The sequence below is a fragment of the Micromonospora sp. C95 genome, assembly GCF_018070465.1.
Taxonomy (GTDB): Bacteria; Actinomycetota; Actinomycetes; order Mycobacteriales; family Micromonosporaceae; genus Micromonospora.
Genome location: NZ_JAGPXT010000007.1, coordinates 208,627 through 224,244 on the forward strand (window position 1 = coordinate 208,627; position 15,618 = coordinate 224,244).

Sequence of the window (15,618 nt, forward strand, 5' to 3'; positions counted from 1 at the left end):
CACCGTCGCCCAAACCCCGAGGGCGGAGCGCGGCGGGACACCCCCGCCCCAATCGCGGCGCACCCCCGTTCCGCGCCGCCGATTCCACAGGAGGCAATAGATGAGACGACTTCTCACCCTCGCGGCAGCAGCGATCCTGCTGCCCGTCGGTGCCATCGCCGTCGCGGCAACCCCCGCTGCGGCGGCCCCGCCGCCCCACCCCGGCACCGCCGCCACGGCAGCGGCCGCATCGTCGGAGATGCTCGCCGCGATGCAGCGCGACCTCGACCTGACCCCGACCGAGGCGCGCACCCGGATCGCCCGGGACGACAAGGGAACCCGGACGGACACCAGCCTGCGCCGGTCCCTGGGCGCGGCGTACGCCGGTGGCTGGATGACGGCCGACGGCCTGGTCGTCGCCGTCACGGGCAAGGCCGCGGCCAACCGGGTCAAGGCGGCCGGTGCGCGGGCGACGATCGTCGAGCGCAGCGGCGCCGAACTGGACCGGATCAAGGCGACCCTGGACCGCCACGCCGCCAAGGCACCGGCCGGCGCGGTTCCCGGCTGGTACGTCGACGTCACGACGAACACCGTGGTGGTCCTCGCCAGCGGGAACACCGCCGCGGCTGCGAAGTTCGTCCGCGCGAGCCGCGTCGACGCCACCGCGGTCCGGGTGGTCGGCACCACCGAAGCTCCCCGACTGCTCTACGACGTCCGGGGCGGCGACGCCTACTACATGGGCGGTCGCTGCTCCGTCGGGTTCTCGGTGACCGGAGGTTTCGTCACCGCCGGGCACTGCGGTCGCACCGGCACCGCCACCCAGGGCTACAACCAGGTGGCCCAGGGCACCTTCCGCGGGTCGTCCTTCCCGGGCAACGACTACGGCTGGGTGCAGACCAACTCGAACTGGACGCCGCAGCCGTGGGTCAACAACTACTCCGGCGGCAACGTGACGGTGGCCGGTTCCACCGAGGCCGCCGTCGGTGCGGCGGTCTGCCGCTCCGGCTCGACCACCGGCTGGCGGTGCGGCACCATCCAGGCCAAGAACCAGACCGTCAACTACGCTGAGGGCTCGGTCAGCGGGCTGACCCGCACCAACGCCTGCGCCGAGCCGGGCGACTCGGGTGGGTCGTGGCTGTCCGGCCAGCAGGCCCAGGGCGTGACCTCGGGTGGCTCCGGCAACTGCTCCTCCGGCGGGACCACCTACTTCCAGCCGGTCAACGAGATCCTCTCGGCGTACGGCCTGACGCTGCGCACCAGTGGTGGCGGCAACGAGCCGCCGCCGCCCACCGGGTGCAGCGGCTACGAGGCGACCTACACCGGCAGCATCTCCTCCGGCCAGAGCCGGTACCAGCCCAACGGCAGCTACTACTACTCGTCCTCCTCCGGCACCCACCGCGGCTGCCTGGACGGGCCGACCGGGGTGGACTTCGACCTCTACCTGCAAAAGTGGAGTGGATCGTCCTGGGTCGACGTGGCCGGCTCGTACAGCCCCGGACCGGACGAGTCGCTGACCTACAACGGCACCGCGGGCTACTACCGCTTCGAGGTGCACGCGTACAGCGGCTCCGGCAGCTACTCGCTGGGCATCACCAACCCCTGATCCTTCGATGACCCGGCGGCGGGGTGCGGATCGAATCCGCACCCCGCCGCTTGGCGTGCCCATCGGGCACGGTCGGTCCCGGAAGCGCCTCGGCGGCCGTCGAGGGCGTGTCGGTAGGCCGAGAGAACGAGAATTGGCCCGGACCCGTGCCGGGTCCGGGCCGATCCCACAGTCGGTCAGCGTTGCAGGGTGAGCAGGCCGGGGCGGTACGGCAGGAGGCCGTAGTCGCCGCCGGAGTTGGGTGAACGGCCCTGGTAGAGCATTTGCAGGTTGCAGGGGTCGATGGTCATGGTCTGGTCGGCGTTGGTCCGGATCAACTCGCCGTGGCTGATGTCGTTGGTCCAGGTGGCGCCGCTGTTGGCCTTGCCGGCGAACGGGTTGCTCTCACTGGTGGCCTGCGGGGTCCAGCTGCCGCCCAGGCTGGTGGCGGTGAAGGAGCGGAAGTAGCGGCCCTGTGAGCCGATCGCCTCGACGATCATCAGGTACCGCTGCTGGCCCTGGAGCTTGTAGACCTGGACGCCTTCGAACAGGTTGTTCGTGGAGTCGGTCATGATCGTGGTGTAGTTCGAGCCGAAGCTGCCGGGGAAGTTCCCGATCGGCATGCTGGCCCGGTAGATGCGGCCGTTGTCGCCGGCGAAGAACAGGTACATGTTCTGGTCGTCACCGATCAACGCCTGATCGATCGGACCCGTACCCGAGTTCGAGATCGACCCGGTGAACAGCGTCTGGTGCGCCGACCAACTGTTCACGTTCGTCGGATTCGTCGAGGTCCGGTACGAGAACGCCGGCCCACCCCACTGGTAGGCCAACACCCAGACGTTACGCGGCGCGAAGTAGAACAACGACGGCGCGACCGCCGAGAACGGCATCTGGTTCTGGCTGGCCGAACCCATCTGGTTCCAGTTCGAGAACAGCCCGAAGTTCATCGAACCCCAGCTCGTGCCGGTGTCGTGGGTGGTGCCGTAGACCAGGTGCTGGCCGTTGTACGGCGCGTGCGTGAAGTCCTTCAACGACACCCAACCCGACCGCGGCTGCGCCAGCGCACCCGTCGACGACCACCGGTACGACGACGGCAGATTGCAGTTACCGGTCGGCGGCGGCGTCGTCGGTGGCGTGGTGGTCGGCGGGGTCGTGGTCGGCGGCGTGGTGGTGGGTGGGGTGGTGGGGGTGACGCCGCCGGTACAGCTCACGCCGTTGAGGGCGAAGCCGGTCGGGGCGGGGTTGCTGCTGTTCCAGGAGCCGTTGAAGCCGAACGAGGTGGTGCCATTGGTGGGGATGCTGCCGTTGTAGCTGACGTTCCCGGCGGTGACGGCGGCGCCGTTCTGGGTCAGGGTGGTGTTCCATGACTGGGTGACGGTCTGCCCGGCCCCGAAAGACCATGTCAACGTCCAACTGGTCAACGGGTCACCGAGATTGGTGATGGTGACGTTGGCGCCGAAGCCGCCCGGCCACTGCGAGGACACCGCATAGTTCACCGAACAGCCGGCCGCCGCTGCACGTGCCGGCATGGCCACGACGAGCGCCGTCGACGCCAGCAGCGCAGCACCGAATGACGCCATAACGGCATTGACTGATCTTGATCTCGACATGAGGCATCCTCCGAGCAGGGTGACCGACACGCATTGGCGTGCATCGGTGTTAGGTGAACGTTAACAGCTGCGACGTACAGATTACGGGAGCGCTCCCACACGCTCAAGCATCAGTCGAATGCTGTCGAAGTAAAATCGACTGTTTACGCTGGTGGCGGCGACTAGCCGTCGCTGCCGCAGGTGCACCGAAAGGCTGCGCGAGCCGAACCAATCCGGCAGGTTAACGTTCTCAGCGGATTGCGGCGGATGAGGTCACCACGGGTGCCGCCCACGGCAAAACGCAGATCAGGTCACGACCGAAGCAGCCCACGGTCGGTCATGTAGGCACGCAATGTCTCCGCGTCCCCGGCGGACATCAGGCGGCGTGGGATCACCGTCGCCGGCATCCGACCCACGTACACGACCCAGAACTCGGGGGTGGTCCGCACCTGGGTGACTCCGTCCCAGGCGATGCCGCCGGACTCCGAGCCGCTCCGCATCATGATGTTGTCCTCGGTGATGTCGTAGCCGCCCTCGACGGCATAGCCACTGGAGCGCCGCCGAGCCCGCCACCGTAGCCACGGCCAGTACAGCATCGCCAGCAGGCCACCCAGGACCATCGTCATCCACACCGGCAACGTCGGCTCGCCCCACCCGAACCCCCGCGAGACGACGAGACCGATCGCGCCGACCGTGACCAGCCCTGCGCCCACCAGGCGGTACGTCCGCAGCTGGGCACTGCTGAGCGCGGCGGCCACGCGGCCCGGGTAGCCGGGATCGGCTGGTACGTCGAAACGGATGTGCACGCCAGCACGATAGTGCCTGCACCTGGCCGCAACCCGCGGCGGCGGCGCGAGTTCGCGGATGCCGGACCGGCCGGGAGCGCCGTCGCGCAGGCCGGTAGTCGCCGCTACGCTGCCCGGTCGTGCTGAGAACACGGCTCGACAGCGCCCGGATCCGGGCGGCTCGCCGAATCATCGACCCGGTCTTCCTCGACACTCCGCTGTACCGATGTGCGGCGCTGGAGCCCGACCTGGGGTGCGCCGTGAGCATCAAGCTCGAAACAGCGAACCCGGTCCGCAGCTTCAAGGCGCGTGGCACCGAACTTGTCGCGAGCCGGCTCGCCGACGCCGGGACGCCCGCGGTGGTCTGCGCCAGCGCGGGCAACCTCGGCCTGGCCCTCGCCTGGTCCGGTCGCCGTCGCGGATTGGACGTCACGGTTGTGGCCACCCGCCACGCGACCGTCGCCAAGCTCGATCGCATCCGGGCCCTGGGCGCCACGCTGGAGTTGGTCGACGGCGACCACGAAATCGCCCGCGACCGGGCGGTGGCCATCGCGCGGCAGCGCGGTGTCCGGCTCCTGGAAGACAGCCTGGACGTCGAGACCTGCGAAGGCGCGGGCACCATCGGCCTGGAACTGGTGGACAGCGCGCCGTCTGTCGACGCCGTGCTGATCGCGCTCGGCGGTGGGGCGCTGGCCACCGGTGTGGGCCACGTCCTGAAGGAGCAGGCACCCCACGTCGAGGTGCTCTGCGTCCAGCCGCTGGGCGCACCCGCGATGACCCGCTCCTGGCACCAGCGGCGCGTCGTCACCACCGCGTCGACGAACACCATCGCGGACGGCGTCGCCGGACGGCGCCCCATCCCGGCTGTGCTGGACGACCTGCTCCTGGTCGCCGACGACGCCGTTCTCGTCCGGGAGACCTCGATCGTCACCGGTATGCGGATGCTGCTCGACCGGGCCGGGCTCGTCGCCGAACCGTCGGCCGCGCTCGGCATCGCCGCGATCCTCGAAGACCCCGACCGCTTCGCCGGCCGACACATCGTCACCATCGTGTGCGGCAGCAACGTCGACATGGCCGCCTACCACCGTTGGGTCGACCCGGGCCGCCGGTAGCGGACGTGATCGTCGCACGTCCGAACTGGGCCACAACCGGTCCGGCTGGTCGTCGGCCGGACCGGCCACCGGCAGCCGCGTATGGTGACTTACCGCGTCATAGCGGTCGAAATGCCAAGCGAGCTGGCGGAGGGAAAATGAAGCAGAACTACCTGCGGTTCGGGCTGGTCCTGGCGATCAGCCTGGCGGTCATGTTCGTCCTGACCTTGTCCCAGATCCGCGGCTGGTCGGACTTCTACCTGAATCTGAGCAACTTCTACATGTCGCTGCTCATGGTGGCCGCCATGGGATTCATCATGATGGGCGTCATGCACCAGATGTTCACCGCCCGACGCCTCAACATCGCCCTCTACGTCGCGCTGGGCGTGATCTTCGTGGGCGGTTTCGCGGCAGTGCGTACGGAGCCGTTCGTGGGCAACGAAGCGTTCCTCAAGTCCATGATCCCCCACCATTCCCGGGCCATCCTGGTGTGCCAGGAGTCCCAGATCACCGACCCCGAGATCGTCCAGCTGTGTGACCAGATCGTCCGGTCACAGCAGGAGGAGATCGATCAGATGAAGAAGATCCTCGACGACCGCTACTGACACTCCCGCCGGCAGGCACCGTGGGTGGATCGCGGCCACGACCCGCACCGCCGGGTGAACCGATCCCGCGCGGTGACGACGAAACGGCCGAATCGGGCGTACGACCGCTGCCGACTTCATAGTCTGCGGTAGGGGCCGGTGCCGCTCGTGCGGTGACCGGATCCGTAGCTTCCCCGGTCCAACGTCGAACAGTAGGAGACGGCGTGGCAGCTGATCGTGGCAGCCGGTCCCGCCGACGAACGCCCGCGGTGGCCGGAGCCCGTCGACGTCTCGGGGCCGTCGTACGGCTGTTGACCGCGCTGATGCTGGCCGGCGGGGTGTACGCGACCTTCGCGCCCGCGGCGCGCGCGCAGGAGGAGCCGCGATTCAGCGGCGCTGCGGCGCAGGGTGAGGCGCTGTTCAACGTCGGTTGCATCACCTGCCACGGGCGCAGCGCCGGTGGAGTCGAGGGACGCGGGCCCAGCCTCGTGGGGGTGGGCGCGGCGTCGGTCGAGTTTCAGGTCGGTACCGGCCGGATGCCACTCGCGCGGCAGGAGGCGCAGGCCTTGCGCAAGCCACCGCAGTACAGCGACGAGGAGATCCGTCAACTGGCCGCCTACGTCCAGGAGATCGGCGGCGGTCCCGTGGTGCCCGACGGCGTCGAGCAGCAGTTGGACGACGCCGATCTGGCCCGGGGCGGGGAGCTGTTCCGGATCAACTGCTCGCAGTGTCACGCCTTCGGTGGCGGCGGAGGCGCGCTGTCCTCCGGCAAGTTCGCGCCGAGCCTGTACCCGGCATCGGACCGGACGATCTACGCGGCGATGCTCAGCGGCCCGCAGAACATGCCGGTGTTCGGCGACAGTCAACTGACCCCGGAGCAGAAGGCCGACATCATCGCCTACATCCAGCAGGTCGTGCAGGACGGCCGCGACCCGGGCGGGTTCAACCTCGGCCGCTACGGCCCGTCCACCGAGGGCTTGGCCATCTTCCTGGTCGGCATCGTCGCCCTCGTCTTCGCGAGCCTGTGGATCGCGGGCAAGTCGTGACGGCGGGCCTCCGACGACACGGCCGCGAGCCGATGGACGTCAACGACCCCCGCCTGGCCCGCTTCGAGGTGGTTCGCGAGGGTGCCCGCCGCGACGACATCGAGATCGTCCACTACGAACCGCAGGTCGCCGCCGGTTCCAAGGCGGAGCGGCGGGTGGTCCGCACCGTGACGGCATTCTTCCTGGTCGCCGGGCTGTCCGCCACCGCCTTCCTCGTCGTCTACATCTGGTGGCCGTGGCGGTACCGGCTGGTCGGTGGCATCGAGGAGTACTACACCCCACTGCTGGGTCTGACCCTCGGCATCGCGCTGCTCACGCTGGGTTTCGGCGTTCTGGTTTGGGGCAAGCGGCTGCTGCCGAAGGAGGTGTCGATCCAGGACCGGCACGAAGGACCGGTACCCGCCGACGATCGGCACATCACCGGCCAGACCATGATGTACATGGCCGACGAACTCGGTGTGAAGAGGCGTCCCCTGCTCGGGGTGTCCCTGCTCGCTGGTCTGCTCCCGGTCGGGGCGGTCGTCGCCGCCCCGCTGGTCGGCGGCCTCATCAAGGATCCGCACGACGATCGGGAACTGTTCCGCACCGGGTTCGCTCCCGCCGACGACGACGGCGCTGTCACCAGGATCCGGCTCGTCCGGGAGGACCGGCGGCCTGTCCGGCCGCTGGAGTTGCTGCCCGGCGCGCAGGTCACCGTGTTCCCGGGCATCCCGCACGGCGTCAGCAACCAGTACGCCGACTCCGTCACGCTGCTCATCCGGTTACGCGCCGAGGACGCCCTCGCCGCGCGGGAGAACAACCGTCGGGCCGGCAAGCAGGACTGGATGTGGGGAGACTTCATCGCCTACTCCAAGATCTGCACCCACGCCGGCTGCCCCGCCAGCCTCTACGAGCAACAGACCAACCGGTTGCTCTGCCCGTGCCATCAGTCCCAGTTCCTGATCACCGACAACGCGCGACCCGTCTTCGGGCCCGCCAGCCGGCCGCTGCCACAGCTGCCCATCGAGGTCGACGACGAGGGCTTCTTCGTCGCCAGCTCCGACTATCGCCAGCCCATCGGCCCTGACTTCTGGGAACGCCCCTGACGCCCTCCGGAGACGGAGCGCGGAACACGCGAGGAGGCACCGTGACGCGCATGGCCGGAGCGCTCCGGCGGGGATCGCTGCCGGGCGCGGCACTTGCCGTGTCGCTGCTCGCCGGCTGCGGCGCGGGTCAGCTCGCGGAGACGGCCGAGAAGGAGCCCTCCATCCAGGGGGTCAACCTGATGACCGACAACGGTGAGTACGCGGTGCGCGGTCTGCTCATCGAGTTCCCGGGAGCTGACGGCTACCGCGCCGGCGAGGACGCGCTGCTCAGCGCCGTCATCTACAACGACTCGAAGGATCCCGTCACGGTGACCGTGACCACCCAGGAGGCCCGGGACATCGTCATCGTCGATGCTGATCAGCCCATCCCTTCCCGGTCGGACACACCCGCTCCGCGCAGTCCCACCACCGCCAGCCCGGCGGCGACGGACGCTTCCCCGACCTCCGGCGGATCGCCCGGTGACGACGCGCCGCAGACCGGGCCCGCCCGGATCGACCTTCCGCCGCTGAGCTTCGTCCGGTTCAACGCACAAGCCGGCCGGTACTTCCAGCTCCTCGACCTCGACGAGACACTGCGTTCGGGGCAGAACGCCCAGGTCACCTTCGACTTCGGCAACGGGCGACGGGTCACCGGCCCGGCACCGGTCGCCGCGGCCCTGACCCCCGTGCCACCACCACCGCCGATCATCGAACCCGAGGACGCCGAAACCCACGACGGAGCCGACCACGACGATTGAGGACGATGGGCAGCACCATGGCGCGGTTCCTGGAAATACTGTGGGACACGAGCAGCGTGAACGGTCGCCTCGTGACCAGTGTCGTCCTGGCTCTGTTGGCGTTCGTCGTCGCCGCCCTGGCCGGTCGGCTGGCCACGATCAGGGTGCAGGACACCACCAACCGCTACTACCTCCGCAAAGCGGTGCACTACCTGATCGTGGCGGCGCTGCTGTTCGCCCTGGCCCTGCTGTGGCGGCCGTTCGCCGGTCGCGTCGGCGTCGTCGTCGGCCTGCTCGCCGCCGGCCTCGCGCTGGCCCTGCAGGAGGTCCTCGGCGCCTTCGCCGGCTGGGTGAGCATCCTCACCGGCCGGCAGTTCCGGGTCGGCGACCGCATCCAGATGTGCGGCGTACGCGGCGACGTCCTGGACATCACCCCATTGCGAACCCGGATCCTGGAAAGCGGCTCCTCGTCCGATCCGGAGTCCTGGATCCGGGGCCGCCAGTACACCGGGCGGGTGGTGTCACTGTCGAATCGTTTCGTGTTCACCGCGCCGGTGTTCAACAGCAGCACGGTGCTGGACCACCTGTGGGAGGAACTGACCCTGCCGGTCCCCTACGAGGCGGACTGGCACCTGGCGGAGCGCATCCTGTGCGAAGAGGCGCAGAACATCTCCTCCACCACCGAGGCGCAGCGCGCCATCGAGCAGATGCGCCACCGCTACCCGGTCGCCGAGGCCGAGGTGGATCCTCGGGTATTCATCCGGGCCACCCCGAACTGGATAGAACTGTCCGCCCGGTTCGTGGTGCCGGTACGCGCCGCCCGACAGGTCAAGGACCAGGTCACCAGGCGAGTGCTCGACCGCTTCACCGAGAACGGCCTCCGGGTCGCCTCCGTGACCCAGGACATCACCGTCCATCCCCCGCCACCAGGAGCTTCCACTCAACCCGTCGCACCCGCTACCGGGCGGCCCTGAACCCCGCTGCCACCATCCGTCGGGTCGTCGGGTGGCTTCCGCGTCGCCGAGGTCTGTGGTCTGATGTCGCCACCCTCGCAGGAAGGAGACGAGAACATGGCCGTCGACCCGACCGGTCGGGATCTGAAGGAGTTCCTCGCCGTCGACACCGAGGAGCCGGTGGTGATGCTCAACCTGCTGCGCTTCGCCGACGGCGGGCGCGAATCGTACGAGCGGTACGCCGCCGCGTTGCGCGACACCTTGCTTCCCCGATACGGCGGCAAGGTGCTCTACGCCGGCGACGGCGGGCCGGCCTTGGTCGCCGAGCAGGGCCAGGAGTGGGACGCGGTGCTCCTGGTGCGGTATCCCAGCCGTACGGCGTTCAGCCGGATGGTCGCCGACCCTGAGTACCAGCAGGTCACCACGTGGCGAACCGTCGCGCTACAGGAAGCCGTCCTGCAACCGACCACGCCCTGGGGCAGCAGCTGACCAGCAGGCCCGCGTCCCGCCGCCGACCGGTACGCGACGTCGGACGGGCGACCCGCGGTCAGAGATGTCGGGACCGCCACTCGCTGGCAGCCTCCTCGACCACCCGCTCCTCGGCGCTGACCGATGTCTTGATCCGCGTCCGCGCATCGCCGGCGCTGAACCGCTGGACCAGCACGAGGGCACCGCAGACCGACACCAGCGCGGCCAGCGCCACGAGGGGGGTGAGAGCGGCCGCCGGCACCGCCAGCAGACCGACGACGACCGCCGCGACAAGTGCGGTGGGCCGCAGCCGATTGAATGTGCGCGCCGCGACGGCCACTCCGGTCAGCAGGTAGAGGGCGACACTTCCGTACAGGACGGACACGGCTGGCCAGGGCAGCGGTGCAGCCTCGGGCATGGCGACCGCCTCGATCACCAGTTTCAGCCCGAGGGCGGTGCCGACGATCGCGACGATGCTGACGAAGTGCAGGTAGGAGAAGACGTCTCGGGCGAGGGTGATCCGCTCCGGGCCCCGGGTGCCGTGCATCGCCAGCTCGACGCTCGGCAGCAGCGTGTCGAAGTGCAGCCACCACAGCGTCGCCAGCAACGCGATGCCGAGCACGGAGCCGATGATCACCGGCGCGGTCAGGGCGAGCCGGTCGAACCGGCCCGGGCCGAGCCCGAGCGAGATGACCGCTTCACCGAGAGCGATGATGACGATCAGCGCGTGCCGCTCCGCCCAGTGCCCGGCCGAGGCGACGGACCAGCGGGTGTACGGCAGGAACAGACCGATCGAGTACTCGACCAGCAGAGCGGCGGCCCACAGCGCGAGGCGCACGTCGAGGACGGCTTCCGCCGGCACCCATCGGCTCGCGGAGGCCGCCAATCCGACCAGCGCTGCCGCCACCGCCGCCGGCAAGCTGATCAACATGAGCTGCCGACGGCTGCGCCCGGCGGCGCTGAGCGCAAACAGGAACGCGACCAGGGTCAGGGCCCGCAGGACCAGGTAGGCGACGGCGAACACCACCGGACCGGTCAGGTCATCCGGTTGGTTGAGAAACGCCTGCGGAATGCTGATGGCCAGCACGAACGCGGCGGCCATGACCCCGAAACCGAACACGGGTAGCAGGCCGTAGTCGGCGCGGACCAGGTTGCCCAGGCTGGCGAACGTCGTCCAGCACCACCAGAGCAGGGCCAACACGACCACGCCGGACAGCACTGCCTGCGTGGTGACTTCGACGGACACCAGGCCGGCCACGTTGAGGAACGCGAACACGAAGATCAGGTCGAAGAACAGCTCCAACCGGGTGACCCGAGAGCCGGGCATGACCGGCCGCAGCCAACGGGACCGGCGCAGCGGCGGCGGAGCACTCACTCGGCCATTCTGGGCGGAGAGGCGGCAGTCGAATCTGGTTTCCGCCGATTGCACGGGTGCGGCGTCCGCCCGTGCCCCTCACCTCCGAGTCGACCCGCTTCGGCCGGCGGACGCCGCTGGCGGCCGAACGCGCGCATCGCGAGCGCGCCGACGAACGGGCCCGGGGCGAGCAGCAGGAACGCCCAGCGCCAGCCGACCGCGTCGGCCAGGACCGGAACGAGTTGGATGGTGACGACGGTCAGGGCGAAACCGATGGCCGTCTGCGCGGTGAGCGCGGTTCCGACGTACCGCTTGTCGGCGACCTCACTCAGGGCGGTCGAGAAGACGCCGGAGTCCGCGATCACCGCCGCACCCCACACCACAACCAGCAGTACGACGGCGCCGGGTGGCGCGGTGAAGAACAGCGGTGAGGCCAGGCAGCAGGCACCGCTGACCACCAGGGCGGTGAAGGCGGCCCGGGGGCGCCCGAACCGGTCCGCAGCCCACCCGCCGGCCAGGCATCCGGCGATCCCGGCGAGGCCGATGGCCAGGAACGCGAGCAGGCTGACGTGCACACCGTCACGGCCGGTCCGGGCCGCCGTACCCGCGATCAGGAAGCTGGGCAGCCAGGTCCAGAGCGCGTACAGCTCCCACATGTGTCCGAAGTAGCCCAGGTTCACCAGCCGGGGACCACGCTGGGCGAACATCGCCAGGGCGTACCGGGGGTACGGACGCGGTGCCGTGCCCGGGGCGAGCTGCGGACCTTCCCGCACCAGGGTCACCGCCAGCACCGCACCGAGCAGCGCACAGCCGGCCGCGGTGCCCATCACGCCGCGCCACGGCAGGTCACCCAACCCGTCGATCAGGTGTGGCAGTGCCGAGCCGAGGGTCAGCGCGCCGATCATGACGCCGAACGCAAGTCCCCGGCGGGCCGGCGGTGCCCAGGACGCGGTCAGCTTCATGCCGACCGGGTACACCCCGGCCAGGAAGACACCGGTGAGGAAGCGCAACGGGATGGCCCCGGCCAACCCGTCGACGGTGAGGGCGAAGACGCCGGTGCAGGCGGCGGCGAGCATCGCGCAGCCGGCCATCAGCAGGTGCGGCCTGATCCGGTCGGCCAGGTTCAGCACGGTCGAGGTGATGGCACCGGTGACGAACCCGAGTTGCACGGACGCGGTCAGCCACACCGACGCGGCGGCACCGATCTGCCACGACTCGCGTAGCGCCGGCACCACGGCGGAGGCCGAGAACCACACCGCCAGGCTGAGCACCTGGACGGCAGCGACAAGCGCCCGCTGTGTCCCGGGTCGTGACATCATCCACGCTCCTCGACTGCCACCTGGCGGTCATCTTGGTGCCTGGCGGACCGAGGGCTGCGCCACCGCCTTCCGGCGGCCGTCGCGGACGCTCGTTGCCGTGCCCCGGCCCAACTTCGCGCACACGTCGGGGTCTGCGCCAGCTGCCGTGACACCACCCACAATCGCTAAACCGTCCTAGGATGATGGCGACGACCCTGGTGGAACGAGCTGCGGGAAGGCCGACCGGCAGGATGTCGCCGCTGATGGATCTACGGGACCAGGACGATCTTTCCCACGTGCTGCCGACGGGCGAGTTCCTCCTGGGCGTCGGCGGCCCGGTGCAGCGGGAAGGTCGTCGCGATGACGGGTGCGATCTCACCCCGCCGAGCCAGGTCCATCAGGAGTTCGAAGTGTGCGGGAGTGTGCATCGCGGAGCCGATCAGCTGCGCGTTGTGCAGGTAGAGGCGGCGCACGTCGAAGTCCACCCGGTAACCGCCGAGCGCACCGGCGATGACCCACCGGCCACCGTCGCGCAACAGGGGCAGGCCCTCGCTCACGAGGTCGCCGGCGACGACGTCGAGCCCGACGTCGATGCCGTCCGGGGCGATGGCGCGGACCTGCTCGACGACGTCCTTCGCGCGGTCCAGCACGTCGTGTGCTCCCGCTCCGCGCACCGCGTCGATCTTCTCCCCGCTGCTGATGGCCAGCACCCGCGCGCCGCGCGCCCGGGCGATCTGCACCAGCGCCAGCCCCACGCCGCCGGAGGCCCCCGAGACCAGGACGGTCTCCCCGGCCCGCAGCCGGCCCCGCTCGATCATGCCCAGCGCCGTGCCGTACGCGGTCGGCAACGCGGCGAGCTGATCGTCCGCGAGCGGCGAATCGGTCATGTCGTGCACCTGCCGCGCCGGTGCGGTCACGTACTCGGCGTAGCCACCGTCGCGTTCGCTGCCCATCAGGCCGACCGGGTTCGCGTCCGGCCCGTCGGCGTCGTAGATCGCCGGATCGACGACCACCCGCCGGCCGACGAGGCTCGCGTCCACGCCGGGCCCCACCGACACGACCCGGCCGGCCACGTCGGCGCCCTGGATGCGGGGGAACTCGATCGGCCCCCGCCAGCCCGACCGCGCCTGCGGGTCCCCCGGGCGACCGTAGGCACCCTCCCTGGTCCACAGGTCGGTGTTGTTGAGCGCCACCGCGCCGACCCGGACCAGCACCTCCCCCGCCGCCAGGGCGGGCACCGGCACCTCCGCCTCGGTCAGCACGTCCGGTCCACCGTGCCGGCCGATCCGCACGGCACGCATTGTCGTAGGCACCGCCACCAGCTGCCCCCTCCAGAAGTACACTGATCTGTGAACCACCAGCGTACAGCGATCGGTGAGGAGGAGCCCCGGATGCCGGAAACGCGGTCCCGCACCCCGGCTGGCCAGCGCATTCTGGCCGCCGCCGAGGAGCTTTTCTACGACCGCGGGATCACCGCGGTCGGCGTGGATCTCATCGCCGAGCACTCGGGTCTGACGAAACGGACCCTGTACAACCAGTTCGGCTCGAAGGACCACCTCGTGACCGCCTACCTCACCGAGCGCGACCAGCGCTGGCGCGCACTCGTCCGCGACACCGTCGACACGTGCGCCGATCCGGTCGAGGCGGTCACCGCACCGTTCGACGCGCTGCGGACCTGGAGCAGGACCAACACCCGCGGCTGCGCGTTCATCAACGCGCTGGCCGAACTCCCGGACCCGGCGCATCCCGCCCACCGCATCGCCGCGGACCAGAAGCACTGGCTGCTGAATCTCTTCGGGGAACTGGCCACCGCGGCAGGCTGCGCACAACCCGCCCGCCTGGCCACCCGGCTCCTCGTGCTGCACGAGGGCGCTCTCGCCACCCAGCCACTCGCCCTCGACACCCTCGCGGAGAGCACCGGCCTGGCCCGCAGCCTCGTTCGCGCCAGCCTCGAGACCGGCGGATTGGAAGGTACCCAGCGATGATCCCGACCGTCCCGCTTGCCCGTGACGTCGATGGCGCCGGACCACTCCTGGTCGCGATCCATGGCATGGCCGAGGACCGCCGTTCCTGGGCTCGGGTGCCGCTGGCCTCGCACTTCCGTACGGTTCGCGTCGACCTGCGCGGCCATGGCACCTCGCCACGAGTGCCGCCGTACGACCCGCTGAGCATGGCAGGCGACCTGCACGAACTCGTCCGTGCCCTGGGAATCGAACAAGATCCCCTGGTCGTGGGGCACTCGTACGGCGGGGTGGTGGCCACTGCCTACGCCGCCCGTTTCCCGACGCGCGGTGTGGTCACCGTCGACCAGACACTCGACGTGAAACCGCTGTCGGCACGAGTGGCCGGGGCCCTGCGAGGGGAGAGTTTCGCCGAGGTCATGACGTCGGCGTTGGCCAGGATGTACGGGCAGTTGGACACCGCCGTCGCCGACGAGATCAGCAGAAGCCGGACGCTGCGCCAGGACGTACTGCTCGGCGCGTGGGCGCCCCTGCTCGACCTCGAACCGCCGGAACTGGCAGCGTTCATGGCGAACGTGATGACGATGCGGCAGCCCACACCCTTCCTGTCGCTGCACGGCCTACCCGTGGCCGACGACTACCCAGCCTGGTTGGGCAGTCGAATTCCCGGTGCGGTCGTCGAGATGTCGCCCACCGTCACCCACTACCCCCACCTGGCCGACCCGTCCTGGTTCGTACAGCGGCTGGCGGCCTTCGACAGCACCCTCGGGCGCTGACATCGACGTCAGTCCTCCCCGACGACCTTGACGTCCTTCCAGAACGCGACCCGGTCTCGGATCATCTCGGCCTCGGGCAGCGGCTGCGGGTAGTACCAGACCGCGTCCGCACTGGTCCGCCCGTCGTGCTCCAGCGTGTAGTACGACGCCGTGCCCTTCCACGGGCAGACCGTGTGGGTGTCGGAGTCCCGCAGCAGGTCGTCGCGGAGCGCGGCACGGGGGAAATAGTGGTTGCCCTCGACCACGACGGTGTCCGGGCTCTCGGCGATGACCAGGTCGTTCCAGACGGCTTTCGGCATGCTCCAAGCCTAGGCCGGCCCGCTCCGCGTCGGTCGGGTGTCTGAGCGGTGG

At 69.9% G+C, this 15,618-nt stretch carries 16 protein-coding genes; 10 read left to right on the forward strand and 6 right to left on the reverse strand.

Going from position 1 to position 15,618, the window contains the following annotated elements:
• The first annotated feature begins 100 nt into the window (after window positions 1-100).
• The gene (locus tag KBX00_RS11465) at window positions 101-1,582 is read left to right on the forward strand and encodes a S1 family peptidase (RefSeq protein WP_301547719.1); all 1,482 of its coding nucleotides are present in this window, start codon (window positions 101-103) and stop codon (window positions 1,580-1,582) included.
• 176 nt (window positions 1,583-1,758) lie between these two features.
• On the opposite strand, the gene KBX00_RS11470 is transcribed toward KBX00_RS11465, so the two are convergent.
• Window positions 1,759-3,171 (reverse strand): non-reducing end alpha-L-arabinofuranosidase family hydrolase, encoded by a 1,413-nt coding sequence (locus tag KBX00_RS11470; protein WP_210826034.1) that lies wholly within the window; start codon window positions 3,169-3,171, stop codon window positions 1,759-1,761.
• A gap of 290 nt (window positions 3,172-3,461) precedes the next feature.
• A complete protein-coding gene (locus tag KBX00_RS11475) occupies window positions 3,462-3,956 on the reverse strand; it encodes a YcxB family protein (protein WP_210826036.1) in 495 nt (164 codons plus the stop codon).
• A gap of 119 nt (window positions 3,957-4,075) precedes the next feature.
• Here KBX00_RS11475 and KBX00_RS11480 point away from each other — a divergent pair, with 119 nt between their 5' ends.
• From KBX00_RS11480 to KBX00_RS11510, 7 genes are all read left to right on the forward strand, one after another.
• Window positions 4,076-5,047: a threonine/serine dehydratase gene (locus KBX00_RS11480; RefSeq protein ID WP_210826038.1), complete on the forward strand. Its 972-nt coding sequence runs from the start codon at window positions 4,076-4,078 to the stop codon at window positions 5,045-5,047.
• A 137-nt stretch (window positions 5,048-5,184) separates the two neighbouring features.
• Window positions 5,185-5,631: a DUF305 domain-containing protein gene (locus tag KBX00_RS11485; RefSeq protein ID WP_210826040.1), complete on the forward strand. Its 447-nt coding sequence runs from the start codon at window positions 5,185-5,187 to the stop codon at window positions 5,629-5,631.
• A 203-nt stretch (window positions 5,632-5,834) separates the two neighbouring features.
• Window positions 5,835-6,656 carry a c-type cytochrome gene (locus KBX00_RS11490; RefSeq protein WP_307868467.1) on the forward strand — a complete coding sequence of 274 codons (822 nt, stop codon included), beginning with the start codon at window positions 5,835-5,837 and terminating at the stop codon, window positions 6,654-6,656.
• A 32-nt stretch (window positions 6,657-6,688) separates the two neighbouring features.
• Complete coding sequence (locus KBX00_RS11495) at window positions 6,689-7,741, forward strand: ubiquinol-cytochrome c reductase iron-sulfur subunit (protein WP_210826042.1); 1,053 nt, start codon at window positions 6,689-6,691, stop codon at window positions 7,739-7,741.
• A 50-nt stretch (window positions 7,742-7,791) separates the two neighbouring features.
• Window positions 7,792-8,478, forward strand: a complete 687-nt coding sequence (locus KBX00_RS11500) for a hypothetical protein (protein WP_210826044.1) — start codon at window positions 7,792-7,794, stop codon at window positions 8,476-8,478.
• Between the two features lie 71 nt (window positions 8,479-8,549).
• Entirely contained in the window at window positions 8,550-9,431 is an 882-nt protein-coding gene (locus tag KBX00_RS11505; protein ID WP_210826046.1) for a mechanosensitive ion channel family protein, read from the forward strand.
• A gap of 96 nt (window positions 9,432-9,527) precedes the next feature.
• Window positions 9,528-9,899 (forward strand): DUF1330 domain-containing protein, encoded by a 372-nt coding sequence (locus KBX00_RS11510; protein WP_210826048.1) that lies wholly within the window; start codon window positions 9,528-9,530, stop codon window positions 9,897-9,899.
• Between the two features lie 58 nt (window positions 9,900-9,957).
• On the opposite strand, the gene KBX00_RS11515 is transcribed toward KBX00_RS11510, so the two are convergent.
• The 3 genes from KBX00_RS11515 to KBX00_RS11525 all read right to left on the reverse strand — a co-directional run bounded on the left by KBX00_RS11515 (window position 9,958) and on the right by KBX00_RS11525 (window position 13,822).
• The gene (locus KBX00_RS11515) at window positions 9,958-11,253 is read right to left on the reverse strand and encodes a low temperature requirement protein A (protein WP_210826050.1); all 1,296 of its coding nucleotides are present in this window, start codon (window positions 11,251-11,253) and stop codon (window positions 9,958-9,960) included.
• Window positions 11,250-12,551, reverse strand: coding sequence for an MFS transporter (locus KBX00_RS11520; RefSeq protein ID WP_210826051.1), 1,302 nt, complete (start codon window positions 12,549-12,551; stop codon window positions 11,250-11,252). The genes KBX00_RS11515 and KBX00_RS11520 overlap by 4 nt, the downstream gene beginning before the upstream one ends.
• 248 nt (window positions 12,552-12,799) lie before the next feature.
• On the reverse strand, window positions 12,800-13,822 hold the full coding sequence (locus KBX00_RS11525) for a zinc-binding dehydrogenase (protein WP_307868472.1): 1,023 nt from the start codon (window positions 13,820-13,822) through the stop codon (window positions 12,800-12,802).
• Between the two features lie 99 nt (window positions 13,823-13,921).
• Between KBX00_RS11525 and KBX00_RS11530 the strand changes: the two genes are divergently transcribed.
• Both KBX00_RS11530 and KBX00_RS11535 read left to right on the forward strand, forming a co-directional pair.
• Window positions 13,922-14,515, forward strand: a complete 594-nt coding sequence (locus tag KBX00_RS11530; protein ID WP_210826052.1) for a TetR/AcrR family transcriptional regulator — start codon at window positions 13,922-13,924, stop codon at window positions 14,513-14,515.
• Window positions 14,512-15,267: an alpha/beta fold hydrolase gene (locus tag KBX00_RS11535; RefSeq protein ID WP_210826053.1), complete on the forward strand. Its 756-nt coding sequence runs from the start codon at window positions 14,512-14,514 to the stop codon at window positions 15,265-15,267. Before KBX00_RS11530 ends, KBX00_RS11535 begins: the two co-directional genes overlap by 4 nt.
• Window positions 15,268-15,275: 8 nt before the next feature.
• Here KBX00_RS11535 and KBX00_RS11540 read toward each other — a convergent pair whose 3' ends face one another.
• Window positions 15,276-15,566 (reverse strand): DUF427 domain-containing protein, encoded by a 291-nt coding sequence (locus KBX00_RS11540; protein ID WP_210826054.1) that lies wholly within the window; start codon window positions 15,564-15,566, stop codon window positions 15,276-15,278.
• Window positions 15,567-15,618: the final 52 nt, after the last annotated feature.